At 72.5% G+C, this 25263-nt stretch carries 26 protein-coding genes and 1 tRNA gene; 14 read left to right on the top strand and 13 right to left on the bottom strand.

All coding sequences use genetic code 11. The annotated features are described in order from the left end of the window. Positions 1–11: 11 nt before the first annotated feature. The 3 genes from HA039_RS22740 to glmS all read left to right on the top strand — a co-directional run bounded on the left by HA039_RS22740 (position 12) and on the right by glmS (position 3294). Entirely contained in the window at positions 12–989 is a 978-nt protein-coding gene (locus HA039_RS22740; protein WP_167032863.1) for a DUF4429 domain-containing protein, read from the top strand. 138 nt (positions 990–1127) lie between these two features. Then, entirely contained in the window at positions 1128–1403 is a 276-nt protein-coding gene (locus tag HA039_RS22735) for a hypothetical protein (protein ID WP_167032853.1), read from the top strand. A gap of 61 nt (positions 1404–1464) precedes the next feature. Beyond that, positions 1465–3294, top strand: coding sequence for a glutamine--fructose-6-phosphate transaminase (isomerizing) (gene glmS, locus HA039_RS22730; protein WP_167032851.1), 1830 nt, complete (start codon positions 1465–1467; stop codon positions 3292–3294). Positions 3295–3447: 153 nt separating this feature from the next. Here glmS and HA039_RS22725 read toward each other — a convergent pair whose 3' ends face one another. Further along, positions 3448–4026, bottom strand: a complete 579-nt coding sequence (locus HA039_RS22725) for an acetate uptake transporter (RefSeq protein WP_167032849.1) — start codon at positions 4024–4026, stop codon at positions 3448–3450. Positions 4027–4193: 167 nt separating this feature from the next. After that, positions 4194–4715: a universal stress protein gene (locus tag HA039_RS22720; RefSeq protein WP_161306639.1), complete on the bottom strand. Its 522-nt coding sequence runs from the start codon at positions 4713–4715 to the stop codon at positions 4194–4196. Positions 4716–5053: 338 nt separating this feature from the next. On the opposite strand from HA039_RS22720, the gene HA039_RS22715 reads away from it, so the two are divergent. The 4 genes from HA039_RS22715 to HA039_RS22700 all read left to right on the top strand — a co-directional run bounded on the left by HA039_RS22715 (position 5054) and on the right by HA039_RS22700 (position 7995). Beyond that, positions 5054–5608: a hypothetical protein gene (locus HA039_RS22715; protein WP_341830033.1), complete on the top strand. Its 555-nt coding sequence runs from the start codon at positions 5054–5056 to the stop codon at positions 5606–5608. Positions 5609–5995: 387 nt separating this feature from the next. Further along, positions 5996–7216 carry a GlxA family transcriptional regulator gene (locus HA039_RS22710; protein ID WP_167032847.1) on the top strand — a complete coding sequence of 407 codons (1221 nt, stop codon included), beginning with the start codon at positions 5996–5998 and terminating at the stop codon, positions 7214–7216. A gap of 10 nt (positions 7217–7226) precedes the next feature. Next, positions 7227–7829, top strand: coding sequence for an oligoribonuclease (gene orn / locus HA039_RS22705; RefSeq protein WP_167032845.1), 603 nt, complete (start codon positions 7227–7229; stop codon positions 7827–7829). A 93-nt stretch (positions 7830–7922) separates the two neighbouring features. Then, positions 7923–7995 (top strand) — tRNA-His (locus HA039_RS22700). 91 nt (positions 7996–8086) lie between these two features. On the opposite strand, the gene HA039_RS22695 is transcribed toward HA039_RS22700, so the two are convergent. Continuing rightward, positions 8087–8848 (bottom strand): GntR family transcriptional regulator, encoded by a 762-nt coding sequence (locus HA039_RS22695; protein ID WP_167032843.1) that lies wholly within the window; start codon positions 8846–8848, stop codon positions 8087–8089. A 108-nt stretch (positions 8849–8956) separates the two neighbouring features. Between HA039_RS22695 and HA039_RS22690 the strand changes: the two genes are divergently transcribed. From HA039_RS22690 to HA039_RS22670, 5 genes are all read left to right on the top strand, one after another. Next, positions 8957–9397, top strand: a complete 441-nt coding sequence (locus tag HA039_RS22690; RefSeq protein ID WP_167032841.1) for a hypothetical protein — start codon at positions 8957–8959, stop codon at positions 9395–9397. Positions 9398–9447: 50 nt separating this feature from the next. Next, entirely contained in the window at positions 9448–9768 is a 321-nt protein-coding gene (locus HA039_RS22685; protein ID WP_167032839.1) for a hypothetical protein, read from the top strand. A gap of 130 nt (positions 9769–9898) precedes the next feature. Further along, the gene (locus HA039_RS22680) at positions 9899–11212 is read left to right on the top strand and encodes an ABC transporter substrate-binding protein (RefSeq protein WP_425086373.1); all 1314 of its coding nucleotides are present in this window, start codon (positions 9899–9901) and stop codon (positions 11210–11212) included. A 38-nt stretch (positions 11213–11250) separates the two neighbouring features. Further along, positions 11251–12249: a carbohydrate ABC transporter permease gene (locus tag HA039_RS22675; RefSeq protein ID WP_425086423.1), complete on the top strand. Its 999-nt coding sequence runs from the start codon at positions 11251–11253 to the stop codon at positions 12247–12249. Beyond that, positions 12246–13091 carry a carbohydrate ABC transporter permease gene (locus HA039_RS22670; RefSeq protein WP_167032837.1) on the top strand — a complete coding sequence of 282 codons (846 nt, stop codon included), beginning with the start codon at positions 12246–12248 and terminating at the stop codon, positions 13089–13091. The genes HA039_RS22675 and HA039_RS22670 overlap by 4 nt, the downstream gene beginning before the upstream one ends. A 177-nt stretch (positions 13092–13268) precedes the next feature. Here HA039_RS22670 and HA039_RS22665 read toward each other — a convergent pair whose 3' ends face one another. From HA039_RS22665 to HA039_RS22655, 3 genes are all read right to left on the bottom strand, one after another. After that, a complete protein-coding gene (locus tag HA039_RS22665) occupies positions 13269–14783 on the bottom strand; it encodes a glycoside hydrolase family 18 protein (protein ID WP_167032835.1) in 1515 nt (504 codons plus the stop codon). Between the two features lie 210 nt (positions 14784–14993). Further along, positions 14994–16409 (bottom strand): HAMP domain-containing sensor histidine kinase, encoded by a 1416-nt coding sequence (locus tag HA039_RS22660; RefSeq protein ID WP_167032833.1) that lies wholly within the window; start codon positions 16407–16409, stop codon positions 14994–14996. After that, a complete protein-coding gene (locus tag HA039_RS22655; RefSeq protein WP_208298689.1) occupies positions 16406–17110 on the bottom strand; it encodes a response regulator transcription factor in 705 nt (234 codons plus the stop codon). The genes HA039_RS22660 and HA039_RS22655 overlap by 4 nt, the downstream gene beginning before the upstream one ends. A 77-nt stretch (positions 17111–17187) precedes the next feature. On the opposite strand from HA039_RS22655, the gene HA039_RS22650 reads away from it, so the two are divergent. After that, complete coding sequence (locus HA039_RS22650) at positions 17188–17763, top strand: hypothetical protein (RefSeq protein WP_167032831.1); 576 nt, start codon at positions 17188–17190, stop codon at positions 17761–17763. Between the two features lie 44 nt (positions 17764–17807). On the opposite strand, the gene HA039_RS22645 is transcribed toward HA039_RS22650, so the two are convergent. The 6 genes from HA039_RS22645 to HA039_RS22620 form a co-directional block, all read right to left on the bottom strand. After that, positions 17808–18428, bottom strand: coding sequence for a TetR/AcrR family transcriptional regulator (locus HA039_RS22645; protein ID WP_208298688.1), 621 nt, complete (start codon positions 18426–18428; stop codon positions 17808–17810). A 94-nt stretch (positions 18429–18522) separates the two neighbouring features. Beyond that, entirely contained in the window at positions 18523–19710 is a 1188-nt protein-coding gene (locus tag HA039_RS22640; protein WP_167037403.1) for an NAD(P)/FAD-dependent oxidoreductase, read from the bottom strand. A gap of 5 nt (positions 19711–19715) precedes the next feature. Beyond that, positions 19716–19913 (bottom strand): ferredoxin, encoded by a 198-nt coding sequence (locus HA039_RS22635; RefSeq protein WP_167032829.1) that lies wholly within the window; start codon positions 19911–19913, stop codon positions 19716–19718. A gap of 25 nt (positions 19914–19938) precedes the next feature. Continuing rightward, on the bottom strand, positions 19939–21162 hold the full coding sequence (locus HA039_RS22630) for a cytochrome P450 (RefSeq protein WP_425086422.1): 1224 nt from the start codon (positions 21160–21162) through the stop codon (positions 19939–19941). Positions 21163–21299: 137 nt separating this feature from the next. Then, positions 21300–22166, bottom strand: coding sequence for a spermidine synthase (locus HA039_RS22625; RefSeq protein ID WP_167032825.1), 867 nt, complete (start codon positions 22164–22166; stop codon positions 21300–21302). 159 nt (positions 22167–22325) lie between these two features. After that, a complete protein-coding gene (locus HA039_RS22620; protein WP_167037400.1) occupies positions 22326–22718 on the bottom strand; it encodes a hypothetical protein in 393 nt (130 codons plus the stop codon). Positions 22719–22965: 247 nt separating this feature from the next. Between HA039_RS22620 and HA039_RS22615 the strand changes: the two genes are divergently transcribed. Then, on the top strand, positions 22966–24303 hold the full coding sequence (locus HA039_RS22615) for an NsdA family TPR-like regulatory protein (protein ID WP_167032823.1): 1338 nt from the start codon (positions 22966–22968) through the stop codon (positions 24301–24303). A gap of 148 nt (positions 24304–24451) precedes the next feature. Here HA039_RS22615 and HA039_RS22610 read toward each other — a convergent pair whose 3' ends face one another. Then, positions 24452–25048 (bottom strand): histidine phosphatase family protein, encoded by a 597-nt coding sequence (locus HA039_RS22610; protein ID WP_167032821.1) that lies wholly within the window; start codon positions 25046–25048, stop codon positions 24452–24454. Positions 25049–25263 lie beyond the last annotated feature (215 nt).

Raw genomic sequence — 25263 nt, 5'->3', positions numbered from 1 at the left:
ACAATCACGGCATGGCGGAAATCATCCAGAAGGACGGCACCTGGACCTTCGACGGCGACACGGTCCGCATCGTGCCCGGCACGGACAAGGGCGTGAGTCTGCTCCGCAAGACCCTCGGCGAAGTCGCCGTCCCGCTGGGGGCGTTGGCCGGTGTGTCGTTCGAAGCGGGCCGTAAGTCGGGGCGGTTGAGACTGCGGCTGCGGGACGGCGCGGACCCGCTGCTGCGGATCGGCGGCGGCAAGCTGGGCGACGCGGCCGACCCGTTCCAACTGAGCGTGGAGGGCGACCGCGCGGGTGTCGCGGAGTACCTGGTGGACGAGGTGCGCAACGCCCTCCTCCTGGACCAGGTCCCCACCGGTCCCGTCGAGCGCTACCTCCTGCCGGGCCCCGCCCTGCCGATCACCGTCGGCGCGGGCGACGCGACGGTCACCTTCGACGGCGAGCGGATCCGGCTGGAGTGGAACTGGAAGACGGAGGAGTCCAAGTCGTCCGGCGGCACCCGCACGCTCGCGCTGGGCGAGGTCGAGTCGGTGGAGTGGCGGCCGAGCGCCGGCCTGGAGAACGGCTACCTGCGGTTCCGTACGGCCGGGTCGTCCCCGGCCACCCCGCCCAAGTACGACCCGTACGCGGTGGAGCTGTGGGGGTTCCGGAAGGACCCACTGATGGCCCTGGTCGGGGCCGCGGTGGTGGCGAGGCTGCCGCACCCGAACCGGCCGGCGGGGGCCGGGGCGAAGAAGACCCTGGAGGGGGCGAAGGGGACGGAGCGGGAGCCGTCGCCCGCAGAGGCCACGGGTCTCCCCCTGGCGGCGACGGCGGCGACGGCCGCGACCGGGCCGGGGGGACCGGCCGGGGAAGCGGCGGAGACGACCGGCGACGATCATGACGTCCTGCTGCGCCGGCTCCGTGAGCTGGGCGATCTGCACCAGGCCGGGATTCTCACCGCCGAAGAGTTCGCCACCGCCAAGCAGGCCGTCCTCAAGAGACTCTGATCACCACCCCCGCCCCCGGGGATCATCGCCGCCGGAATCACTACCCCGGGGATCACCCACAGCGAGACTCCGGCCTCATCCTGCCCGATTCCGGGCAGAAATGTTGCGTACGGCGGCCCGCACCAGCAGTATCAACGGGTGCTCGAACGACGCCCGTCGCACGACGACCTCATCGACCACCTGATCCGCAGCACCGCGCTCCAGCGCGGCGAGGCCGCCAGGGTGATCCTCGACGTGCTGGCCTACTTCGACGAGACGACCGAGGACTACGTCCGCCGCCGCCACCGGGAGCTCCAGGCCGGCGGCGCGGTGAACACGGAGATCTTCGAGCGGATCGCGGCCGAGCTGCCGTACCGCGCGGTGGCACCTCCGGAGCTGTCGCTCCGCCAGCTGCGCCGCATCGTCTACGGCTGAGGCGGGCCGGTACGACTCGGCGGCCGGGCGGACCACACGATCAGGAGGGGCAGAGACTGTCATGTGCGGAATCGTCGGTTACATCGGAAAGCGGGACGTCGCGCCACTGCTGCTGGAGGGCTTGCAGCGACTGGAGTACCGGGGGTACGACTCGGCCGGCATCGTCATCACCGGCAAGCCCGCCGCGGGCAAGGCCGCCACGCTCAGGATGGTCAAGGCCAAGGGCCGCGTCCGCGAGCTGGAGGCCCGGGTCCCCAAGCGGTTCGCCGGTACGACCGGCATCGCGCACACCCGCTGGGCCACGCACGGCGCCCCCAGCGACCACAACGCGCACCCCCACCTGGACGGCGAGGGCAAGGTCGCGCTCGTCCACAACGGCATCATCGACAACGCCTCCGAGCTGCGCGTGAAGCTGGAGGCCGACGGGGTGGTGTTCGCCTCCGAGACCGACACCGAGGTGCTGACGCACCTGATCGCCCGCTCGCCGGCCGAGACGCTGGAGGAGAAGGTCCGCCAGGCTCTCCGGCTGATCGAGGGCACGTACGGCATCGCCGTGCTGCACGCCGACTTCCCGGACCGCATCGTGGTCGCCCGCAACGGCTCCCCCGTCGTCCTCGGCATCGGCGAGAAGGAGATGTTCGTCGCGTCCGACGTCGCCGCGCTCGTCTCCCACACCCGCCAGGTCGTCACCCTCGACGACGGCGAGATGGCCACCCTCAAGGCCGACGACTTCCGTACGTACACGACCGAGGGCTCCCGTACGTCGGCGACGCCGACCACCGTGGAGTGGGAGGCCGAGTCGTACGACATGGGCGGCCACGACACGTACATGCACAAGGAGATCTCGGAGCAGCCCGAGGCGGTGGACCGGGTGCTGCGCGGGCGGATCGACGACCGCTTCTCCACGGTCCACCTGGGCGGGCTCAACCTCGACGCCCGTGAGGCGCGCGGGGTGCGCCGGATCAAGATCCTGGGCTGCGGCACGTCGTACCACGCGGGCATGATCGGGGCGCAGTTGATCGAGGAGCTGGCCCGGATCCCGGCGGACGCGGAGCCGGCGTCCGAGTTCCGCTACCGCAACCCGGTCGTGGACCCCGACACCCTCTACGTCGCGGTGTCCCAGTCCGGCGAGACGTACGACGTACTGGCCGCCGTCCAGGAGCTGAAGCGCAAGGGCGCGCGGGTGCTGGGGGTCGTGAACGTGGTCGGTTCCGCGATCGCCCGGGAGACCGACGGCGGGGTGTACGTGCACGCGGGCCCCGAGGTCTGCGTCGTCTCCACCAAGTGCTTCACCAACACCGTCGTGTCCTTCGCGCTGCTGGCGCTGCACCTGGGCCGGATCCGCGACCTGTCGGTGGCCGACGGCAAGCGGATCATCGCGGGGCTGCGGAAGCTGCCCGCCCAGATCGCCGAGATCCTCGCGACGGAGGGCGACATCGAGAAGCTGGCGGGCGAGTACGCGCACGCGAAGTCGATGATGTTCATCGGGCGGGTACGGGGCTATCCCGTGGCGCGCGAGGCGTCGCTGAAGCTCAAGGAGGTGTCGTACATCCACGCCGAGGCGTATCCGGCCTCCGAGCTCAAGCACGGTCCGCTCGCGCTGATCGAGCCGGCGATGCCGACGGTGGCGGTGGTCCCGGACGACGACCTGCTGGAGAAGAACCGCGCGGCGCTGGAGGAGATCAAGGCGCGCGACGGGCGGATCCTGGCGGTGGCGCACCAGCCGCAGGAGAAGGCCGACCACACGATCGTCGTACCGAAGAACGAGACGGAGCTCGACCCGATCCTGCTGGGCATCCCGCTCCAGTTGCTGGCGTACCACACGGCGCTGGCGCTGGGCCGGGACATCGACAAGCCCCGGAACCTGGCGAAGTCGGTGACGGTGGAGTAGTCGCGCCTCGGGGGGACACGCCCGCGGGTCCCGGTTGCGGGGTCACGCCTGCGGGGTCTCCGGTGACGTACGGAGTCCCAGGTCGCGGTGGAGTGGGGGGTCGGCGACGCCCGGCGCCGGCCCCCCGTACGCTGCCCGAGGACCGTCAGGTCGTCAGCCCGCGGCCGTCACACCGCGGCCGGCAGCGCGTCGACGCGGCAGAGCGGTCGGCCACTTGGCGAGCGCGGCCGTCGCGCCGTACCAGGATGCCAGGCCCGCGAGGGCGGCGACCCAGCCGCCGACCTTGCCCAGGCCCCCGCTGTCCGCGAACTGGGCGACCCCGAGCAGCAGCAGCGCGAGGGTCAGCAGCCCGTACGTGCCCTGGACGAGGGGGCCCGAGCCCGCGGCCCCTATGGTGAGGCTGAGGGCCAGGAGCGCCCACAGGATCAGGAAGAGTCCGGCCGCGTCGGCGGAGACCTGGGTGCCGGAGCCGATGCCCCAGGTGAACCAGAAGGCGCCGAGGCCCGCGAAGGCCGTACCGGTGAACGAGTCGCCCGCCCGGAAGGCGAGCAGACCCGCGACGAAGAGCGCGACCCCGCCGACGTACAGGGCGAGGGTGACGGCGTCCGCCGCCGTCACCCCGTCGACCACGTCGGTGAGGCCGATTCCGAAGGCCAGCAGGGTCAGTCCCAGCGCGAGATGGCCGAGAACCGAAGTCGAAGTTGCGCTTCCCGCGGAGACGTCATTGTCCACGGCGGGCTCCCTTCACGAAGTGCGGGTGCTGTGGTCCCAGCGACCTTTATGTACCCTTCACAAGGGCACAATTCACCTTCGGGCGTGACTTAATTCACGGCGGGGGGAAGGTAGTTGACGATCGATCAGCGTTTCCGCGGGCCACCGGAGGGGAAGGGGCGGCGGGCTTACGGAATGACCACCACGGGCCGCTGCGCGCGGCGTGCGAGGCGGCCGGCCACCGAGCCGAAGATGCGGCCGACGATGCCGTGGGTCGAGCCGACGACGATCGCGTCGGCGGAGTACTCCTGGCCGACCTCTTCGAGTTCGTGGCAGATGTCACCGCCGCGCTCGACCAGGATCCAGGGCACCTCGGCGAGGTAGTCCGCGCAGGCCAGTTCGAGGCCGAGCACCTCGGTGCGGTGGTCGGGGACGTCCACGAACACAGGGGGCTCACAGCCCGCCCACACCGTGGTCGGGAGCCTGTTGGCGACATGGACGATGATCAGTCCGGAGCCGAGCCGCCGGGCCATGCCGATGGCGTACGCGAGCGCCCGCTCGCTGGAGGTGGAGCCGTCGAAGCCGACGACCACTCCGTGCCGGAAGGCGGGATCGCAGGAGGCGCGCGTCTGTTCCACCGCCAGCGGGTCCGACACGGGGTCGGCTACCTGCTTGCGGTCCGCGGGTTCAGGGATTTCGTGACCGGCCATTGGTGTCTCGGCGAAAGAGGTCCTCTTGGGAAAGGATCAACAAGTGGCGTGGCGCGCGGAGCTGTGACGGGTGCTGGGTCCGGGTGGACCGATGTCCGGGTGGACCTGTGTCCGGGAATCATCTTCCCAACTCCATACCCCCAAGGGTACGGCGACACTCCTCTCGTGCCCAGAGTCCACCGCCCCTTACGCGGCGTTTCAGGGAGCATGCACGAGGGCGCCCAGGATCGCAACGCCGGATGGCATCTACAGCCTTCCGCGGAAGGGCGCCGCGGAGTGACCGGACGGGCGCGCTCCTCGTTGGCCATCGGCCACGCCGCCGCCCCCAAGGAGCCCCCGTGCCCGCACCGTCGACCGTCACGCAGTCCCTCCGGGTGTCCGCCGGGGCGCCCGCCGGCACCGCGGGGCCGGACCGCGCCGACCCGTCCGCCGGGACCCGCGACCGCACCGTGCGCCCGCCGCGCTCCCGGGCCGCCGCCCGGCCGCCCGCCGAGCCGGCGGACGATCTTCTCCGCTGGGCGGCGTTCAGTTGCCTCCTGGTCCCTGTCGTGCTCGGCGTGTACGGAACGTCGTTCGGAGGGACCGCCTCCGCGGCGTTCGGCCTCGCCGCGGTGACCGCCGCGTGCCGGCTCCTGCTGCGCCGCTCCGAGCGGACGGCGGCGCGGCTGCGCGCCGAGGAGGCGCGGGCGGCGGGTGTACGGGACGGGGAGGCGGCAACCGTACGGGGAGGGGAGGCCCGTACCGTCCGGGAAGCGGTCGCGGCACATGCGCCCGGAATGTACGGAACGGCCGGAAACCGGCGGGCGTACGGTCGGTCGTGCGGCCGAGCGCGTGGCCGACAGGGGGCGCACCGGGGGTCGCGCGGGCGTGAGGGGAGTGCGCCGGGAGACTGATGGTCTTCGTACAGACACACCCATCGCTTTTCGGCCAACTTTGCGCATGAACCGAACTCTTGGCGAAATGGCCTGTCAACCCCCTTGCCACCTGGGAAGAAAGGACTGAACCGGTCCTCCGCACCCTACGGGGACGGGCCATGCGCGCGACGCCCACTTCCCTGGGCGGCCCACGAGTGGAACGCTTCGTGATCGAATGCTTCGCGCCAAGTTGCCTTGTCGACATAGCGCCGGTGGGAGAACTTGTCACGCCGGCACCACGGGACACAGTAGATTCGATCATGAGGATCCAAGGCTGGGGACCCGTGCAGAACCGAGGGGAATCGTGCAGGAGCGAGAGGCCCGACAAGAACGGGGAGACGCGAACACCGAGGGGGGCTTAGCGACATGAGCCAGGACTCCACTGCCGCGCCGGAGTCGGCACGGAAGCTTTCCGGGCGCAGGCGCCGGGAAGTTGTCGCCGTGCTGCTTTTCAGCGGGGGGCCCATCTTCGAGAGTTCCATCCCCCTCTCCGTGTTCGGAATCGACCGCCAGGACGCCGGGGTTCCGCGCTACCGCCTGTTGGTCTGTGCCGGGGAGGAAGGACCGCTGCGGACCACCGGCGGACTCGAACTGAGCGCGCCGTACGGCCTGGAGGCCATCAGCAGAGCCGGCACGGTCGTCGTACCGGCGTGGCGGTCCATCACCTCGCCGCCGCCCCCGGAAGCGCTCGACGCGCTACGCCGGGCGCACGAGGAGGGCGCGCGGATCGTGGGCTTGTGCACCGGCGCGTTCGTGCTCGCCGCGGCGGGCCTGCTGGACGGCCGGCCGGCGACCACGCACTGGATGTACGCGCCGACGCTGGCGAAGCGCTACCCGTCCGTCCATGTGGATCCGCGCGAGCTGTTCGTCGACGACGGGGACGTGCTGACGTCCGCCGGCACGGCGGCCGGAATCGATCTGTGCCTGCACATAGTCCGGACGGACCACGGCGCCGAGGCCGCGGGCGCGCTCGCCCGCCGGCTGGTGGTGCCGCCGCGGCGCAGTGGTGGCCAGGAGCGCTATCTCGACCGGTCGCTGCCGGAGGAGATCGGCTCGGACCCGCTGGCCGAGGTGGTGGCCTGGGCGCTGGAGCATCTGCACGAGCAGTTCGACGTGGAGACGCTCGCGGCCCGCGCGTACATGAGCCGGCGGACCTTCGACCGGCGGTTCCGCTCGCTGACCGGCAGCGCGCCGCTCCAGTGGCTGATCACCCAGCGGGTGCTCCAGGCACAGCGGCTGCTGGAGACCTCGGACTACTCGGTCGACGAGGTGGCGGGCCGCTGCGGCTTCCGCTCCCCCGTCGCGCTGCGCGGCCACTTCCGGCGGCAGCTGGGGTCCTCCCCGGCGGCCTACCGCTCCGCCTACCGGGCGCGCCGCCCACAGGGCGAACCCGTGTCCCACGGGGTCACGGAGACGGTCGTACCGGCGCAGGCGTCCGTGCAGTCCCGGCGGACCGCGGCGGCGGCCGGCGCACCGGGTCACGCGTCGGCGTCGGCACCGGTGCCGGACCCGGGGAAGCCCGGTTCGGACCTGTACGCGGCAGGTCCGGCACGTCCGAGTCTGCCCGGCCAGCGGAGCGCCCCGTAGGGTAAGGCCCATGAACGACCGCATGGTGTGGATCGACTGCGAGATGACCGGGCTCTCGTTGACGGAAGACGCACTCATCGAGGTGGCCGCGCTGGTCACCGACTCGGAACTGAACGTGCTCGGCGACGGCGTGGACATCGTGATCCGCCCGCCGGACGAGGCGCTGGAGACCATGCCCGAGGTGGTGCGGCAGATGCACACCACCTCGGGCCTGCTCGACGAGCTGGCGGCGGGTACGACGCTGGCGGCGGCCGAGGAACAGGTGCTGGCGTACGTCCGCGAGCAGGTCAAGGAGCCCGGCAAGGCGCCGCTGTGCGGGAACACGGTCGGCACCGACCGCGGGTTCCTCCTGCGGGACATGCCGACGCTGGAGGGCTACCTCCACTACCGGATCGTGGACGTGTCGTCGGTGAAGGAGCTGGCGCGGCGCTGGTACCCCCGGGCGTACTTCAACAGCCCGGAGAAGAACGGCAACCACCGCGCCCTGGCGGACATCCGCGAGTCCATCGCGGAGCTGCGCTACTACCGCGAGGCGGTCTTCGTCCCGCAGCCGGGCCCGGACTCGGAAACGGCCAAGCACATCGCGGCGAAGCACGTCCTCAAGGCGGACTGACCCCACCGCCGACCTCGCGGAAAAGCGGGCGCGAGCACCCTCGCGGACCCTGTACACTTTTTCTCGGCCGGTCAGGGAAGAAGACCGGGCGTGGTGGGTATAGCTCAGCTGGTAGAGCACCTGGTTGTGGTCCAGGATGTCGCGGGTTCGAGTCCCGTTACTCACCCTTGTAAGACGAAGGCCCGACCTGTGAGAACAGGCCGGGCCTTCGCCGTTTCCGGCTTTCGGGGCGCCGGCGTCACCGGGCCCGTGGGGGCTCAGGTGGCAGGGTCGATGGGGATTTCGTAGGCGATCTCCCAGCGGACGTCCGCGACGGTGATGTCCGCGGTTTCGACCGGGCGGCCTTCGGTGTCGTAGTAGGTGCGCTCGATCTCCGTGATGAGGTCGCCCACCGAGATGCCGAGGAGGTTGGCCTGCTCCTGGGTCGCGCGGGCCGGGCGCGGGAGTTCCACGGCCGTGTCGATGTCGACGCCGATGGAGCGCATCCGCTCGACGACCCCGGCGCCCGCGTGCGGGCCCATCTCGGGGAGCACGATCGGCGTTCCGTCGGTGATGGCCATCGGCTCCCAGGACTGGGACAGCTGGACGGGCAGGCCGTCGCCCAGGAACTCGTACATGGTGTGGACGCAGGGGTCCCCGGGCTCGATGGCGAGGCGTTCCGCGATGTGCTCGGGCGCCGGTACGCGGGCGTTGCTGCGGGACTCCCACGACCCGGCCCGGCGCCGCTCCTCCATGTCCGCGAGGAAGGGGCTGCCGCCGCGGCGTTCGCGGCGGCGGGAGCGGACCATGCGCAGGCGCTCGCGCGGGCGCCTGACGTACGTACCCGATCCGGCGCGGCCTTCGAGGAGGCCCTCGATGATGAGGCGCTCCATGGCGCGCTGCGCGACGGACTGGCCGACCCCGTACTCCTCGGCGAAGCGGGCCCGGCTGGGCAGCTTCTCGCCCAGCGCCCACTCGCCGGCCCTGATGCGGGTCCGCAGCGCGTCGGCGACCTGCAAGTACGGCGTCTCACGTGGCATTTGGGCGGCTCCGGGTGGTGTGCGTCGACATTGACAAAGCTAACCCATCAGGTAAAGCTGAATACTCAGCATTACGAGGCGTGATCGAGCGCTCACGAGGGGAGGGCTGTGCCCACTGTGGACATCCTGGCGGCCGCGCTGGTCGGCATGCTCGCCGCCGCGACCGGCGGCGAGCCGCGGATCACGGGCACCGAGGGCGGTGCCGTACGGATCGAGGCCGACCTCCCCGTGCAGGTGAGCCCGACCACGCGGAACGCGATCCTCACCGCGCTCGCGACGGCGGACCGGTACGGACACACCCACACCGACCGGGGCGACACCGTCTGGGCCGAGCTGGACGGACGGGGGGAGGCCGGGGCGGCGACCGCGGGCGAGCGCGGTTCTACGGCGGACGAGGCCGGGGCCGCGGCGAGCGAAGGCGCGGCGGGGGCGGAGAGGACGGCGGAGGGGGCGGAGGCCGCCGGGCTCGGGGCTCAGGCCGGGGGCGAGCCGCGTCGGGGGGCCGAGCGGGAGCGTGACGCCGATCCGGGCCGTGAGGCCGACCTGTGACCGCGCTCCCCCACCCACGAGACCATCCACGAGAACGGGAGGCACCACCCATGACTGTCACCGTCGCGTTACCGGCGTCCCTGTCGGAGACGGATGTCCGTACCTGCGAGGCCTGCTGGCGGGCCCCCGTCGGCGCCGTCCGTACGGATGCCGACGGCCGCGCCCTGCTGTGCGTGCCGTGCGCGCAGGGCGGCTATCCGCGCCGCGTCGACCTGTTCCCGCCGTTCGGGGTCTACAAGCTGACGACCCGGCTGGTCGGGATGAACGACGGCAAGCACGGCGGCGGCACCCCGCAGACCCCGCCGAACCCCGGGCCCGCCCTGCCCAGCCCGCCTCCGGCCCCGTCCCCGCCGGGCACGCCGCCCGTGTAGGCGCGGGGGCAGGGGTGATCTTCGCGGCTGCCCCCGCCCGGTTCCTTGACTGGCCGGTGGGCAGCCGCGACGCTGCGCGCAAGGTGCGGGCTCCCCCGTACCCGTACCTCCATGGCCGCGGGAGGATCGTGTGCGCCGGCTCGGCAAGGGCATCCGGATCAGCCGTACGTCCCGTCGGGCGGCGGCCCTCGGGATCACCTGCGTCCTCGGGGCCGGGGCGGCGGCCGGCTGCGGGAGCGGGGCCTCCGACGGGCGGACGACCCTCACCGTCGGGGTCTTCGGGTCCTTCGGGTTCGAGGAAGCCGGCCTCTACGAGCGGTACATGACGCTCCATCCGGACATCGCCGTCCGGCAGACGTCCATCCAGCGCAACGAGAACTACTACCCGCAACTCCTCACCCACCTCGGCAGCGGCAGCGGACTCGCCGACGTCCAGGCCGTCGAGGTCAGCAACATCGCCGAGGTCACCGCCACGCAGGCCGGCAAGCTGGTCGACCTCGGCGCCACCCCCGGGGTGGACCGGGGCGCCTTCCTGCCGTGGAAGTGGGCGCAGGCCACCGACCGCGACGGCAGGACCCTCGGCCTCGGCACCGACATCGGGCCGCAGGCCATCTGCTACCGCAAGGACCTGTTCGCCCGCGCCGGCCTGCCCACCGACCGCGCGGCCGTGGGGCGGCTGTGGGCGGGCGACTGGGGGAAGTACCTGGCCGCGGGGAAGCGCTACCGGGCGAAGGCGCCCCGGGGCACGGCCTTCGTGGACTCGGCGAGCGGTGTGATGGCCGCGGTGACCGGCAGCGAGCGGTACCGCTTCTACGACCGGCGCGGCAAGGTCGTCTACCGCACGAGTACGACGGTACGGAACGCCTGGCGCACCGCCGCCCGTTTCGCGGCCTCGGGGCTGACCGCCAAGCTCCAGCAGTTCACGCCCGCGTGGGACCAGGGCTTCGCCAACGCGTCCTTCGCCACCGTCTCCTGCCCCGCCTGGATGCTCGGCTACATCCAGGACAAGGCCGGGGCGGCGGGCCGGGACCGGTGGGACGTGGCCGCCGCGCCGCGTCCCGGCAACTGGGGCGGCTCGTTCCTCGTGGTGCCGAGGACCGGGCGCCACACGAAGGAGGCCGCGGCGCTGGCCGCCTGGCTGACGGCCCCCGCCCAGCAGGCGACGCTCTTCGCCGAACGGGGCAGTTTCCCGAGCGCGCGGGCCGCGTACGCGCTGCCCGTGGTGTCCGGCGCCCGGCACCCGTACTTCGGCGACGCGCCCATCGGGCGGATCTTCGCCGACGCCGCGCGGAACGTCCCCGTACAGATCGTCGGACCGAAGGATCTGCTCATCGCCCAGAACCTGTCCGACGTCGGGATGCTCCAGGTCGACCAGAAGGGCACGTCCCCGGACGACGGCTGGGAGGCCGCCGTGAAGGCCATCGACAACGCGCTGGACCTGTGACGAGCGAGGCGCCGGTGGCCGGTGGGGCGCCGGGTGACGTGGCCCCGGTGGCCGGGGAGGTGTCCGTCGCCGCTCCCCCCGGGGCGGGGTACGCGTCCCTCCGGGACGAACGGCGGCGCGCGCGCCGCAGCCGTCGGCACCGCCGCGACCTGCGCTGGAGCCCGTACGTCTTCGTCGCCCCGTTCTTCACCTTCTTCGCCGTCTTCGGCCTCTTCCCCCTGCTCTACACCGGCTGGGCCGCGCTCCACCGCGTCGAACTCACCGCGCCCGGCCGGCGGGAGTGGGTGGGGCTGCGCAACTTCTCCCGGCTGCTCGACGACGACTTCTTCTGGAACGCGCTGGCCAACACCGTCACCATCGGGCTGCTCTCCACCGTCCCCCAACTGCTGATCGCGCTCGGCCTCGCGCACCTGCTCGATCACCGCCTGCGCGGCTCCGCGTTCTTCCGGGTCGCCGTGCTCACGCCGTACGCCACCTCGGTCGCCGCCGCGACCCTCGTCTTCGTGCTGCTCTTCGGCCGCGACCACGGGCTGATCAACTGGGCGCTGGGGCTGGCCGGTCTCGACGCGGTCGACTGGCAGAACGGCGACTGGACCTCCCGTATCGCCGTCTCCACGATCGTCGTCTGGCGGTGGACCGGCTACAACGCGCTGATCTACCTGGCGGCCATGCAGTCCGTCCCCGGTGACCTGTACGAGTCGGCGGCCCTGGACGGGGCGTCGCGGTGGCAGCAGTTCGTGCACGTCACCGTGCCGTCGCTGCGGCCGACCATCCTCTTCACGTGTGTGGTCTCGACGATCGGCGCCACCCAGTTGTTCGGCGAGCCGCTGCTCTTCAACGGCGGCGCGGGCGCGACGGGCGGGGTGAACCACCAGTACCAGACCCTCGGGCTCTACCTGTACGAGCAGGGCTGGGTGAACCTCCACCTCGGCCGGGCCTCGGCGATCGCCTGGGCGATGTTCCTGATCCTGCTGGTGGTCGGCGCGGTGAACTGGCTCGTCGCGCGGCGGTTGACCGGAGGGGGCGGGGAACGATGAGCCGTACGACCGAGGGGAAGCGGCAGTTGACCGGCGGCCGGGTCGCGCACGCCGTGCTGATCCTCTTCGCGGCCGGCTCGCTCTTCCCGCTCGTCTGGACGGCGGTCGCGGCCTCCGGGACCAGTGGGCGGCTGGCGAGGACGCCACCCCCGTTCTGGTTCGGCGGGCATCTGCTCGAGAACCTGGAGATCGCCTGGACGGACGCGAACCTCGGTACGGCCCTGATCAACACGACCGTCGTCGCGGGCAGCGTCGCGGCGGGGACGGTGTTCTTCTCGACGCTGGCCGGGTTCGCCTTCGCCAAGCTGCGCTTCCGCTTCCGGAACGCGCTGCTGGCGCTGGTGATCGGCACGATGATGGTGCCGCCGCAGCTCAGCGTCGTCCCGCTCTACCTGCTGATCGCCGAACTGTCCTGGACGGACCGGCTCCAGTCGGTGGTCCTGCCCGGTCTGGTCAGCGCGTTCGGGGTGTTCTTCATGCGGCAGTACCTGACGGGCGCGCTGCCCACCGAGCTGATCGAAGCGGCGCGGGTGGACGGCGCGGGCAGTTGGCGTGTGATGTGGCACGTCGTGTTCCCGGCCGCGCGGCCCGCGATGGCGGTGCTGGGGATGCTGACCTTCGTGATGGCCTGGAACGACTTCTTCTGGCCGATCATCGCGCTGACCCAGAGCGGCAACCCGACCGTGCAGGTGGCGCTGACGGGCCTCGGGCGCGGCTACGTCCCCGACCAGTCGGTGATCATGGCGGGCGCGCTGCTCGGCACCCTGCCGCTGCTGCTGGCGTTCGTGGTCTTCGGCCGGCAGATCGTGGGCGGGATCATGCAGGGCGCGGTCAAGGGCTGACGAGGGGGGGCGGGGGCTCGGGGGGAGAGAGAAGGCCGGGCGGTACAACTCAGCGCGCCCCGGCCGGGTGGGGGGGTGTCGGGGATCCGGCCGGGACGCGCGGGGCGGCTGGTGGGGCAGCCTTGGGGGATGGTCGAGGGGGGTTACGCAGGGGCGAGGCGTACTTGCAGGTGTCGCCTACTTGAAGGCGGCGAACGCCTTCGTGAAGGCCAGCGGCTGCTGGACGATCGAGCTGCACGACGCGTCGGCCGTGTTCTTCGCCCCGCCCGCGCACTGCTTGTCGCGGGTGGAGGACCACATCGCCAGCCCGGCCAGGCCCTTGGCGCGGGCGAAGTCGACCAGCTGGGTGGCGTCGTCGACCCGGAAGATCTCCGTGCTGACGTCGTTGACGCCGATCATCGGGGTGACCGCGACGGCCTTCCACGCGGCGGCGTCGGAGAGGCCGAGCACGCCCTTGACCTGGGCCTGGGTGGAGGTCGCGGCCTGGATGGCGTACTGGCCCATGTCACCGCTGTACGCGGGCCCGTAGTCCATCGCCATGATGTTGACCGCGCCGACCTTGACGCCGTTGCGCCGCGCGTCGGCGAGCAGGTCCACCCCGGGCTGGGTGAGGCCCTCGGGCATCACGGGCAGGGTGAAGGAGACGTCAAGGCCCGGGTGGGACTTCTGGAGCTGGGCGATCGCCTGCGCGCGGCGGGTGTTGGCGGCGGTGTCGGGCAGGGCCGCGCCCTCGATGTCGAAGTCGGCCTTGGTGAGGCGGTACGTGTCGACGACCTTGCCGTAGGCCGCCGCGAGGGTGGTGGCGGACGTGCAGCTGTTGGCGAGTTCGACGCCGGACGCGCCGCCGAAGGAGACCCGTACGTCGCCGCCCTTGGCGCGCAGGGCGGTGATCTGGCGGGCGACGGCGTCGCTCGCGAGGTCGGAGACGCCGCCCCACTTGGGGGTGCAGGTGCCGCCGGAGGTGATGAAGGCGAGGGTGAAGTTCTTCACCCCGGTCTTGGTGACGGTGTCCAGCAGGTCGTACGCCGGGAAGAGCGAGGTGTCGACGTACGGGGAGAAGGCGGCGGAGGCCGCGGTGCCGCCGGCCGGCGGGGTGGTGGCGGGGGCCGTGGGGGTGCCGGTGGGGGGCTTCGTGGCGGTGGGGGGCTTCGTGGCGGGCGGGATGGTGACGGGGGGCTTCGTGGCCGGCGGCTTGGTGGCGGGCGCGGTGGTGGCCGGGGGTGTCGCGGGCCGGGTGGGGGCTGTGGTGGGGGAGCTTCCGCCGGGGCCGCAGGTCGCGCCGTCGATCCGGCAGCCGGTCGGTGCCGCGCCGCCCGTCCCGGCGGTGGTGAACCCGACGGTGGCGGTGGCGCCGGGGGCCAGCTTCTTGTTCCAGTCCTGGGCCGTCACCGTCACGTGCCGCCCGGAGACGGTGTACTCACCGTTCCAGAGGGAGCTGAGCGTCGTCCCGGCCGGCAGGTCGAACGTGAGGGTCCAGCCCGAACGGGCCTTGTCCGTGGCGTTGGTGATGACGTACTGCCCGGTGTAACCACCGCTCCAGGAACTCGGCTTGCTGAACGTGGCACTCACCGACGCGGCCTGCGCCGACCCCGCGAGGGTGAACGCGGCTCCGCCGATCACGGCGGCCGCGAGAACGGCCCCGATCACCTTGGTCCGGCGGTTCACCGTGCGCCGGTGTGTGACTCTGCCCATCGTGTGCCTGCCTCAAGTGGTGCGGCTGTTCTCCAGCGGTACGCCCGGTGGGTGGGTCCCGTGGGCGTCTCCGGTGGGTGTGGCAGCACGCTAGCCGCCCCCGGGACGACAAAAGGCCTGTTCGGGGCGGCGGTCGCGGTTCTTAGGGCGCCCTTAAGGAAGGCATGGGGGCCGATTAAGACCCGTCGGGATCCAGGGGTGCCTGCGGGCTCAGACGTCCGCTCCCCGGCGGTCCGGCGCGCCGCGCTTCCTGCCGCGCAGCCGGTGTCCGCGCGGCTCGCGGGCGGGCCGCCAGCCCTCGCGTCCGATCCAGATGCGCACCTCGGTCCCGCCGAGCACGGACCGCCCGATCCGTACGTCCCCGCCGGTCGACTCCGCGACCCGGCGCACGATGTCCAGGCCGAGGCCCGTCGAGCCCTCCCGGCCGCCGCTGTTGCCCCGTACGAGCGCGGCCTTCGGGTCCGCGATGCCGGGGCCCGCGTCGGAGACGAGGACGATCACCGCGTCCTCGCCGTTGTGCACGTCCACGGAGAACGCGGTGCCCTCCGGGGTGTGCCGGAAGACGTTCCCGAGCAACGCGTCCAGCGCGGCGGCCAGTTCGGGGCGGGCGACCGGGATACGGATCGGCGCGCCGACGCCCGCGAGCCGTACCTTCCGGTCCTCGTCCTCGGCCAGCGCCGACCAGAAGTCCATGCGCTCGCGGACGACTTCGGAGACGTCGCAGCCCACGGCGGGCGCGTTGGCCACCGAGTGGGAGGTGGACTCGCGGGCGGTACGGATGATCGTGTCGACCTCGCGCTCCAACTGCGCGACGGCGGCCCGCGTCTGGTCGGCGGCGGGCCCCTCGCCCAGCGAGGCGGCGTTGAGACGCAGCACGGTCAGCGGGGTGCGCAGGCGGTGGGAGAGGTCGGCGGCCAGCTCCCTTTCGTTGGCGAGGAGTTGGACGACCTGGTCGGCCATGGAGTTGAACGCGACGGCGGCGGAGCGCAGTTCGGGCGGCCCCTCCTCGGGGACGCGTACGCCGAGCTTGCCCTCGCCGAGGGCGTGGGCGGCGCCGGCGAGCCGCTGGGCGGGCTCGACCATGCGCAGGCCGAGGCGGTCGGCGACGGTGACCGAGCCGACGATGAGCGCGATGCCGACCCCGGCGAGGACGAGCCACGCGGTGGTGACGCCGTTGGAGACCTCCGCCTCGGGGACGTACACCTCCACGATCGCGATCCAGTTGGAGCCGAGGCTGGATCCGAGGGCGGTCGGCTGGAGCAGCGCGAAGCCGCCGGGGACGTCGGTGATGGAGGCGCGGCCGAGCCGCCGTACGGTCGCCAGGTCCTTCTCGGCGGCCCGGCGCGTGCCGAGCTCCATCGGGAGGCCGCCCGGTTCGCCGGAGGCGGGGACGTGCACGGCCATCTTGCCGTCGGCGCCCGCCTGGGTGGAGGCGATGGCCCGGTCGAGCTGGTCGCGGTCGGAGGTGATGGAGAGGGTGGGGCCGATGGCGGCGGCCTGCCGTTCGGCGTTGGTGAAGGCCCGGTCCCTGGCCATCTCCTTGATGACCATGCCCAGCGGCACGGCGAAGGCGATCACGACCATCACCGTGACGGCCAGGGAGACCTTGATCAGTGCCCACCTCATACGGGGCGCTCCCCGCTGGGGGGTTCGAGTTTCACGCCGACTCCGCGCAGGGTGTGCAGGTAACGGGGCCTGGCGGCGGTCTCGCCCAGTTTGCGGCGCAGCCAGGACAGGTGGACGTCGATGGTCTGGTCGTCGCCGTACGACTGCTGCCAGACCTCGGCGAGCAGTTCCTTGCGGGGGACGACCACGCCGGGGCGCCCGGCGAGGAAGGTCAGCAGGTCGAACTCGCGGCGGGTGAGGTCGAGCCGGGTGCCGTCCAGTTCGGCCTGGCGGCGCAGCGGGTCGATGGCGAGGCCGCCGACGCGGATGACGCGGGGGGACGCAGCCTCGTCCGAGGTCGCGCGGGAGCGGCGCAGGACGGCCGCCATCCGGGCGGAGAGGTGTTCGACGGAGAACGGTTTGGTGAGGTAGTCGTCGGCGCCGTCGTTGAGGAGCCGGACGATCTCGGTCTCGTCGTCGCGCGCTGTGGCGATGATCACCGGTACGTCGGTGATGCCGCGCAGCATCTTGAGCGCCTCGGACCCGTCGAGATCGGGCAGGCCGAGGTCCAGAATGACCACGTCGAACCGGAAATGGGCCACTTCACGCAGCGCCTCCAGGGCCGTCCCGACACTGCGTACGGTGTGGGAGGCCTCGGTCAAGTGCCTGATGAGGGCGGAGCGTACGAACTGGTCGTCCTCGACCACGAGCACACTGGGCATGGGCGGCACCGTACGCCATTCGGGGGATGCCGGTCGGCGGTTCCCCGTGGCGGCCCCGGTGGTGCACCATGGCCCCGATGCGTATCGGACTCGTACATGCCATTGCGTGGTCGCTCGCGACCGGCGCCGCCGTGACGTTGTCGTGGTGGGGTGTCCACACGGTGATGGCGGGGACGGCGTACGACCCGCCGCGCGCGGTGCCGATCGGCAAGGACAACGCGACGACGCAGGGTGCCCGGCCGGTGGTGTCCTCGACGCACCGCCCGCCGAGCCCGTCGGCCTCGCGGTCGGTGTCGCCGCCGGCGCCGAAACCGAGGAAGTCCGTGAAGCCCTCGCCGACGCTGTCGTTCACGCCCGTTCCCGTTCCTTCGCAGAGTTACGGCGGGTCCGCCTCGCGGCCCGCGGTGGAGCCGTCCCCGCCCGCGTCCCCCGGGAACGTGAAGAGCTACACGGTCGACGGCGGCCGGGTGGTGCTGGACATCGGGGACGTGTCGGCGGAGCTGGTGTCGGCGACGCCGGACGCGGGGTGGCAGATGCAGGTGTGGACGCAGCCGACGTGGATCCGGGTGACGTTCACCCGGGACGGTCGGGAGGTGTCGGTGTTCTGCACCTGGCACGACCATCCGCCGCTGGTGGAGTTCGACGACCGCTGAGCGGCGTCCGGCGGGGTTGGTCGCTGGTCACCGTCCGGGCGGGGTCAGGCGAGGACCAGGGAGACGAGTTCGTCGATGAACGACCGGCGCTCGTCGGTCGTCTGTCCGCGCTGGATGCTGTGCAGCAGCGCGACCCGCCCGTACACGGCGACGAAGACCATGACGGCCGCCCGGTCGCCGGGCAGGCGCAGGGTGTGCCCGGCGGCCTCGCACCGGTCGAACGCCGCGGTGAGGGCCTCCACGACGTCGATGAGCACGGGCGGGGCGGCGGAGCGCGGCTCGCCGGAACCGTTGCCGAGGACGAGCCGGTGGTGTCCCGGGTTGTCGGTGGCGAAGTCGCAGTAGGCGTACAACTGGGCGTGGACGCGCCCGACCACGTCCTCCGCGACCACCGCCTCGTCGGCCGCCCGCATCAGCGAGGTGAGCCGTGCGTGCTCGTGGTCCATCAGGCCCTGGACCAGCGCGGTGCGGTCGGTGAAGTGGTGGTAGATGCTGGCGGGGGCGATGCCGACCTCGCGGGCGACCCCGCGGATGGTGAGGCCGTCCTCACCCCCGAGCCCGGAGAGCAGCCGGCCGGCGGCGTCCAGGATCTCGCCACGGAGACGGTCGCCCTCACCCCAGCGGTTACGCGTCCGTTCGGGCTTGATGTCGACGTCGTCTGGCACGAGGCCATTCTTACCGCATGCGGCGCGGGGAGGGGGCGGTCCCGCCGGGGGCGGGGGCGCCCTGGTGGACCCGGCCCGTCCGGACGCCCCGCGCTCATCCCCCCGCGGGGGTCATCACCTGTGGCCAGGGGGTGGTCTCGGTGACGTGGCGGCGGAGGGTTCGGGCCTCTCGGGGCATGTTCCAGCCGAGTGCGCCCACCACCCGGCCCGCCCGGCCGTACAGTCCCGCGAACCGTCCCTCGGCCGGGTCCCCCGCGACCACGCGGAAGGTTGCCTCCTGGCCGGTCAGGCCGTACGCCTGGATCTTCACGTCGTACTGATCGGTCCAGAAGTACGGTACGGGCGCGAACGGGCGGCCGCCGCCCAGCAGGGTCAGCGCGGCGGCCGTGCCCTGCTCCGTGGCGTTCATCCGGTGCTCGACCCGCAGGCGCCCGAGGCCGGGGTGGTGCCAGGACGCCACGTCGCCCGCGGCCACCACGCCGGGGGCGGCCCGGCACAGTTCGTCGCACTCGACGCCGTCGCCGAGGGCGAGCCCGCTGCCGGTGAGCCAGCCGACGGACGGGGTGGAGCCGATGGCCACCAGCACCAGATCGGCCGGGACGTGCGAGCCGTCGTCGAGGACGACGCCCACCACCCGGCCGTCCTCGCCCGCCAACCGCCGTACCCCGGTGCGGGTCCGCACCCGCACGCCGTGGCCGGTGTGCAGCCGGGCCGCCATGTCCCCGACCAGCGGGCCGAGTTGCCGGATCATCGGCGCCGCCAGCGGATCCACGAGCGTGACGTCCGCGCCCAGTTCGGTGGCGACCGCCGCGGCCTCGGACCCGAGGAACCCCGCGCCGACGATCACCACGGAGGCCGCCGTGAGCAGCCCCTCGCGCAGCGCGAGCGCGTCGTCGAGGGTACGCAGGACGTGGACGCCCGCCAGTTCGTGGCCGCGCGGGAGCGACCGGGGAGTGACGCCGGTGGCGACGACCAGCCCGTCGTACCCGAGCACCTCGCCGTCCACGAGCGTGACGGTCCGCGCGGCGGCGTCGAGACCGGCCGCGGTCCGCCCGAGCAGCCATCGCGCGCCGAGGCCGTCGAGGTGGTCCGCGCGCCGCAGGGCCGTGCGGTCCGGCGTCCAACTCCCGCGCAGGACCTGCTTGGACAGCGGCGGGCGGTCGTACGGGAGGTGGGGCTCGTCGCCCACCAGCGTGAGCCGCCCGCCGTAGCCCTCGCGCCGGAGCGCCTCGGCGGCGGTCAGACCCGCCGCCGAGGCGCCCACGACGACGATCCGCGACAGACCACTCACGAATCGGCCAGTTCGATGGCGAGCGCGGGGCAGAGACGCGCGGCCTCGCGGGTCTCCGCGTGCCGGCCGGCGGGCGGGTCCGGGTCCAGCAGTACGGCGATGCCGTCCTCGTCCCGCTGGTCGAACACCTCGGGCGCGACCAGGACGCACTGCCCGGAGCCGACGCACTTGTCCTGATCCAGGATGACCTTCATCGTGCTGATCCTTTCCGTTCCCGGGTCACCAGGTCACCGGCAGCTCGTGCACCCCGTACACCAACATGTCGTGCTTGAAGCCCAGTTCGGAGACGGGCTTCGCGAGGGCCAGGGTGGGGACGCGCCGGTACAGCGTGCTGTAGACGACCTGGAGTTCGACGCGGGCCAGCGGCTGCCCGAGGCACTGGTGGACGCCGTAGCCGAACGCGACGTGATGACGCGCCTCGCGGCCGAGGTCGAGGGCGTCCGGATCGGGGAAGGCCGCCCCGTCGCGGTTGGCGATGTCGCTGGCGGCGATGATGCCCTCGCCCGCGCGGATGAGCTGCCCGCCGACCTCCAGGTCCTCGGTCGCGACCCGGCGCCGGCCGCCGTGGACGATGGTGAGGTGGCGCAGGAGTTCCTCGACGGCGTTCGCGACCACCTTGGGGTCGTCGGTCGCGCGGAGCCGGTCCAGCTGCTCCGGGTTCTCCAGCAGGACGACCGTACCCAGCGCGATCATGTTGGCGGTGGTCTCGTGCCCGGCCACCAGCAGCAACAGGCCCATGGAGGCTATCTGTTCGCGGGTCATCAGACCCGTGCCCAGCTGCCCGGTGGCGAGCCGGCTGAGGACGTCCTGACCGGGGTCGGCGAGCTTCCGGTCCACGAGGTCGCCGAGGTAGCCGGTCAACTCGGCCACCGCCGCCGCGCCCTGCTCCGCGGTGGTCTCCCGCGACACCAGCGTCTTGCTGAGCCGGTGGAAGAAGTCACGGTCGGCGTAGGGGACCCCGAGCAGCTCGCAGATGACGAGCGACGGCACCGGCAGCGCGAACTCCCGTACCAGATCGGCGGGTCGGGGCCCGGCGAGCAGGTCGTCGATCAGGCCGTCGACGATCTCCTGGATTCGCGGCCGCAGCGCCTCCATCTTCTTGACCATGAAGTCGGAGGTGAGGAGGCGGCGTTGGGCGGCGTGTTCGGGGTCGTCCATGGTGATGAAGAGCTTGACGCGGCTCGACCGGGTGGCCGAGCCCTCGGTGCTGTGCGGATAGCCCGGCCGGTCGATGTCGGCGCTGACCCGGGGATCGGCGAGCACGGCCCGCACGTCGTCGTAGCGGGTGATCAGCCAGGGCGTGCTGCCGTCCCAGAGGGTGACCCGGGAGACCGGAGCCTCGTGCTGGATCCTGCGCAGTTCGGGCGGCGGGTCGAAGGGGCAGCCGCGGGCCATCGGGAACTCGGGGGCGAGCGGGGGGTGTGGGGGGAGGGTTTCCGTCACCATGGACTCCTACGGAGAGTTACCAAACCATTGTTCGGGAAGTCGCTGAACAAACGTTAGGCAACGTCATTCGCACTGTCCAGGACCGGTGGCTCCCGTTGATCGGAACCGGCCACTGTGCACCTCGGTGCGGACGGTCAGGAGAAGGCGCCCGCCGGGGGCGGCGGGGAAGGCTTGGCGTCCGCGTCGGTGACGACGGCCGCTCCCCCGGTGAAGTCCCTGAGGGCGCGGCCGTGTTCGACCCGGCCGGGGTGCGGGTCGCTCGCGATGCGGCGGGTCAGTTCGGCGACCGGCAGGTCGCGGTCGGACGCGAGGAGCACGGCGTTGCCGAAGCGCCGGCCCCGCAGGACCGTCGGGTCCGCGGCCAGCGCGAGATGGCCGAACAGCGAGGCGGCGGTGGCGACCTGGCCGCGCAGATGGCCGAGAGGCGGCCCGTCCGCGAGGTTCGCCGCGTAGCAGCCGTCCGGGGCGAGGACCCGCCGTACCGCGGTCAGGAACTCGGCGCTGGTGAGGTGCGCGGGGGTACGGGCTCCGCCGAACACGTCGGCGATCACCAGGTCCGCCCAGCCGTCCGGCAGCTTCGCGAGACCGGCCCGGGCGTCCGCTGACCTGACCTTGATCCGGGCCTGCGGATCCAACGGGAGCTGCTCACGCACGAGTTGCACCAGCGGCGCGTCGACCTCGACGACCTGCTGGGTGGAGCGGGGCCGGGTGGCGGCGACGTACCGGGCGAGGGTGAACGCCCCGCCGCCGAGGTGCAGGACGCGCAGGGGCTGGTGCGCGGGGGCCACGAGGTCGGCGACATGGCCGAGTCTGCGCTGGTACTCGAAGGACAGGTGGGCCGGGTCGTCCAGATCCACGTGGGACTGCGGGGCGCCGTCGATCAGCAGCGTCCAGGCGCGCGGACGCTCCCGGTCCGGTACGAGTTCGGCGAGCCCGCCGTCGACCGGCCGGGTCACCGTCTCGGCCGCCGTACCCCGTCCGCCCCGCCTGTTCCTGGCCATCCCCCCAGTATCGGGGCCGGGCGGACATGCCGAGATCCGGCGGGGGTGCGGGCCCCTGCGCCGGGTGCGTGGTGACGAGTGTCCTGGTGCCGCTCGGTGGTGTCCTGGCAGCTGCCTGGCGGTGTCCTGTTGCTGTCCTGGTGCCGGCTCGGTGCCGGCCTATCGGCAGCGGTCGGCCGCCTCGATGAGTCTCGCCGCCTCGCCGAGCGCCGCGCGCAGGACCGCCGGGTCCGTGACCGGGTCGGACGCCTCCGGGGGCAGCAGCCAGCCGGTGCCGGTGACCGGCGGCTCCTCGACGGGGACACGGAACCCCCGGCCGCTCGTCCGCGTACAGGCGCTCCCCGGGACGTCCCAGCCCTCCGCCGTGCCGGGCGGCACCAGGAAGCCGAGGGTGTGGCAGGAGCCGTCGTGCAGGACGGGCCCCACCGAGGGCGTCGCCCCGCGCCGCAGGATGTCCACCGCCTCAAGGCCCTGCCGGGCCGGGACCGTCACCAGGTCCAGCTCGTCGCCACCGTGCTGAGCAGTCGTGTGTGAGCCGTCACCGGTCTCCATGCCGACCTTCACCTCCACCTCTAACAAGGGAACCCTCCTCGTCGGGTGGAGACGCGTAGGGCGTCTCCATAAGGTTCAACGTCCGCCGGCGTCAACAGCTACGGAGGCACACCGCCGCAAAGGATGGCAGTTCATGGCAGATCGTGGGTGAGATATCCGCTTTGTAGGCAAACACCGCGTGTGCGACCCGTCACAGCAGGTACGTTCTTGCCCGCCGGACCACCGGAGCACAGGAGAGGGCTCGGCCATGGCGTCTTCTCGGGCAGTTCCCAACCTCCCCTTCCGCCGGCAGCGCGGACAGCGCTCGCCGGGGGAGTTCGCCGCCGCGGTGCGCAGGGCCGCCCGGGAGATCGGTGAACAAGTCGCGTGCGACGCACGTTATATCGGTCGGGTGGAAGCGGGTGAGATCCGCTGCCCCAACTACGCGTACGAACGGGTCTTCCTGCACATGTTCCCCGGGTTGACCCTGACCGACCTGGGCTTCACGGCCCGCGAGCACGTTCGCGGCCGGGCGGCCCGGGTACCCGTGGAGCAATCCGCGAACGACCCGGGACACAGCGAGATCAGCGAGGAGAGCGACGTGCTGCGTCGCGCATTCATGACCAGCGGTTCCGTCACCGTGGCCGCGAGCCTGGGGCTCGGCGGTACGTCCGCCGCGGCCACGCCCTCGATCCCGGCCCCGCGCAGAATCGGCGAGGCCGAGGTGGCCGCCGTCGAGGCGGCGGTGCGGCGGATCCGGCTGCTGGACGACCGGCACGGCGCCGACGGGCTCTACCGCCAGGCGGCGGTGCCGCTGCGCACGGCGTACGCGCTGCTCGACTCGGGGACGGCGACCCGGCAGTCCACCACCGACCGGCTGCACTCCGGCGCGGGCGAGTTGTCGATCTCGGTGGGGTGGCTCGCGCACGACTCGGGCCGCTTCGACGACGCCCGCTCGCACTACGCGGAGGCGCTCGCGACCGCGCGGGTCGCGGGGGACCCGGCGCTGGAGGCGCACGCGTTCTGCAACACGTCGTTCCTGGCGCGGGATTCGGGCCGGTACCGGGAGGCGGTACGGGCCGCCCAGGCCGGCCGGGGCGCGGCCAAGCACCTGTCGTCCGCCCGGCTGCTGTCGCTGCTGTCCCTGCGGGAGGCGGGCGGCTGGGCGGGGCTCGGCGACCGTACGAACTGTGAACAGGCCCTGGTCCAGGCCCACGCGCTGTTCGACCGCGGCACCTCGGACGCGGACCCCGAGTGGATGTCCTTCTTCGGCGAACCGGAGCTGGAGGCCCTGGAGGCGCAGTGCCACGCGGCGTTGGGCGACTGGGCGCGGGCGGCGCGGCACGCGTACCGCGCCTCCGTGCTCCAGGATCCGCACTTCACCCGCAATCTCGCGCTCTACCGGGCCGAGTTGGCCACGGACCTGGCGCGGGCGGGGCGGCCCGAGGAGGCCGCGGCGGCGGGGCGGCAGGTGCTCGACCTGCTGGACGAGGTCCAGTCGTCCCGCATCCAGGCGATGCTGGCGGTGACGGCCCGACTGCTGCTGCCGCGCCGCAGGTCGTCGCCGGAGGTGGCGGCGTTCCTGGAGCGGCACGCGGCCGTGTAGGGCGCGTACTTCCCGGCGGTACGGGGCGCGCGTCGGCCCTTCGTACGGGGCGCGTCGGCCCTTTGTACGAGGCGCGCCTTCCCGGCCGTACGGGCAGGGCACGCGGTCCCGGGCCGTACCGGGCTCCCCGTCCCAGCCCAGCGCCGCGTCAACCCGCCAGGTGCGCCGTGTCGTTCCAGACCTCGATCGCCGGTTCGCCGTAAGCCCAGTTGAGGACGGACACCGACGTCGGGTCGAGCCGGATGCGGGCCGCGAAGGACACGTCCTCGCCCAGCCAGCGCGCGCCGATCGCCCGCAGGATGTGGCCGTGGGCGAAGACCAGGACGTCACGGTCGGCCGAGCGCGCCCACGCGACCACCTCGTCCGCGCGGGCGGCGACCTGCGCCAGGGTCTCGCCGTCCGGGACGCCGTCGCGCCAGATGAACCAGTCGGGCCGCGCGGCCCTGATCTCGGCCGGGGTGAGCCCCTCGTACGCCCCGTAGTCGAACTCCATCAGGGCGTCCCACTCGGTGGCCCGCTCCCCGAACCCTGCGAGCGCGCACGTCTCGCTCGCGCGGACCAGCGGGCTGGTACGGACCTCCGTACCCGGCAGTCCCGACCACGGCGCGCGGTGCAGGCGCTCGCCCAGCAGCGCCGCACCCCGCCTGCCCTCGTCGAGGAGCGGGATGTCCGTCCTGCCGGTGTGCCGGCCGGACAGTGACCAGGCCGTCTGACCGTGCCGGGCCAGCAGGACGCGCGGTGCCATCGGGGCTCTCCCTGGAGTTCACAACGGGTGCCGCCCCATCATCGCGTACCTGAACATTGGGCAACCCCCAGGGGGATAGCGGCGTCCTCTTTCGGGGAGAAGGTGATGTTGTCGAACGTTGATCCGGAGAGGAACCCGGCCGAAACGTCCGACAGGCCGCACCGTACGGTTGAACGTCGGCCGAAAACCGTATGACAACACGATGGAGATCGTCC

Source organism: Streptomyces liangshanensis, assembly GCF_011694815.1.
GTDB classification, from domain to species: Bacteria; Actinomycetota; Actinomycetes; order Streptomycetales; family Streptomycetaceae; genus Streptomyces; species Streptomyces liangshanensis.
The sequence above is the reverse complement of the archived record's forward strand: the minus strand, read 5'-3'. Positions and strand labels throughout refer to the sequence as shown.

Excerpts from the sequence above, each read along its gene's own strand:
- HA039_RS22740 (WP_167032863.1), top strand. The coding sequence starts at position 12 with ATGGCGGAAATCATCCAGAAGGACGGCACCTGGACCTTCGACGGCGAC.
- HA039_RS22660 (WP_167032833.1), bottom strand. The coding sequence starts at position 16,409 with ATGAGGTGGGCACTGATCAAGGTCTCCCTGGCCGTCACGGTGATGGTC.
- HA039_RS22635 (WP_167032829.1), bottom strand. The coding sequence starts at position 19,913 with ATGAAGGTCATCCTGGATCAGGACAAGTGCGTCGGCTCCGGGCAGTGC.
- HA039_RS22610 (WP_167032821.1), bottom strand. The coding sequence starts at position 25,048 with ATGGCACCGCGCGTCCTGCTGGCCCGGCACGGTCAGACGGCCTGGTCA.
- glmS (WP_167032851.1), top strand. The coding sequence starts at position 1,465 with ATGTGCGGAATCGTCGGTTACATCGGAAAGCGGGACGTCGCGCCACTG.
- orn (WP_167032845.1), top strand. The coding sequence starts at position 7,227 with ATGAACGACCGCATGGTGTGGATCGACTGCGAGATGACCGGGCTCTCG.
- HA039_RS22650 (WP_167032831.1), top strand. The coding sequence starts at position 17,188 with ATGCGTATCGGACTCGTACATGCCATTGCGTGGTCGCTCGCGACCGGC.
- HA039_RS22620 (WP_167037400.1), bottom strand. The coding sequence starts at position 22,718 with ATGGAGACCGGTGACGGCTCACACACGACTGCTCAGCACGGTGGCGAC.
- HA039_RS22695 (WP_167032843.1), bottom strand. The coding sequence starts at position 8,848 with ATGCCACGTGAGACGCCGTACTTGCAGGTCGCCGACGCGCTGCGGACC.
- HA039_RS22670 (WP_167032837.1), top strand. The coding sequence starts at position 12,246 with ATGAGCCGTACGACCGAGGGGAAGCGGCAGTTGACCGGCGGCCGGGTC.
- HA039_RS22615 (WP_167032823.1), top strand. The coding sequence starts at position 22,966 with ATGGCGTCTTCTCGGGCAGTTCCCAACCTCCCCTTCCGCCGGCAGCGC.
- HA039_RS22720 (WP_161306639.1), bottom strand. The coding sequence starts at position 4,715 with ATGGCCGGTCACGAAATCCCTGAACCCGCGGACCGCAAGCAGGTAGCC.
- HA039_RS22710 (WP_167032847.1), top strand. The coding sequence starts at position 5,996 with ATGAGCCAGGACTCCACTGCCGCGCCGGAGTCGGCACGGAAGCTTTCC.
- HA039_RS22685 (WP_167032839.1), top strand. The coding sequence starts at position 9,448 with ATGACTGTCACCGTCGCGTTACCGGCGTCCCTGTCGGAGACGGATGTC.
- HA039_RS22625 (WP_167032825.1), bottom strand. The coding sequence starts at position 22,166 with ATGGCCAGGAACAGGCGGGGCGGACGGGGTACGGCGGCCGAGACGGTG.
- HA039_RS22665 (WP_167032835.1), bottom strand. The coding sequence starts at position 14,783 with ATGGGCAGAGTCACACACCGGCGCACGGTGAACCGCCGGACCAAGGTG.
- HA039_RS22655 (WP_208298689.1), bottom strand. The coding sequence starts at position 17,110 with ATGCCCAGTGTGCTCGTGGTCGAGGACGACCAGTTCGTACGCTCCGCC.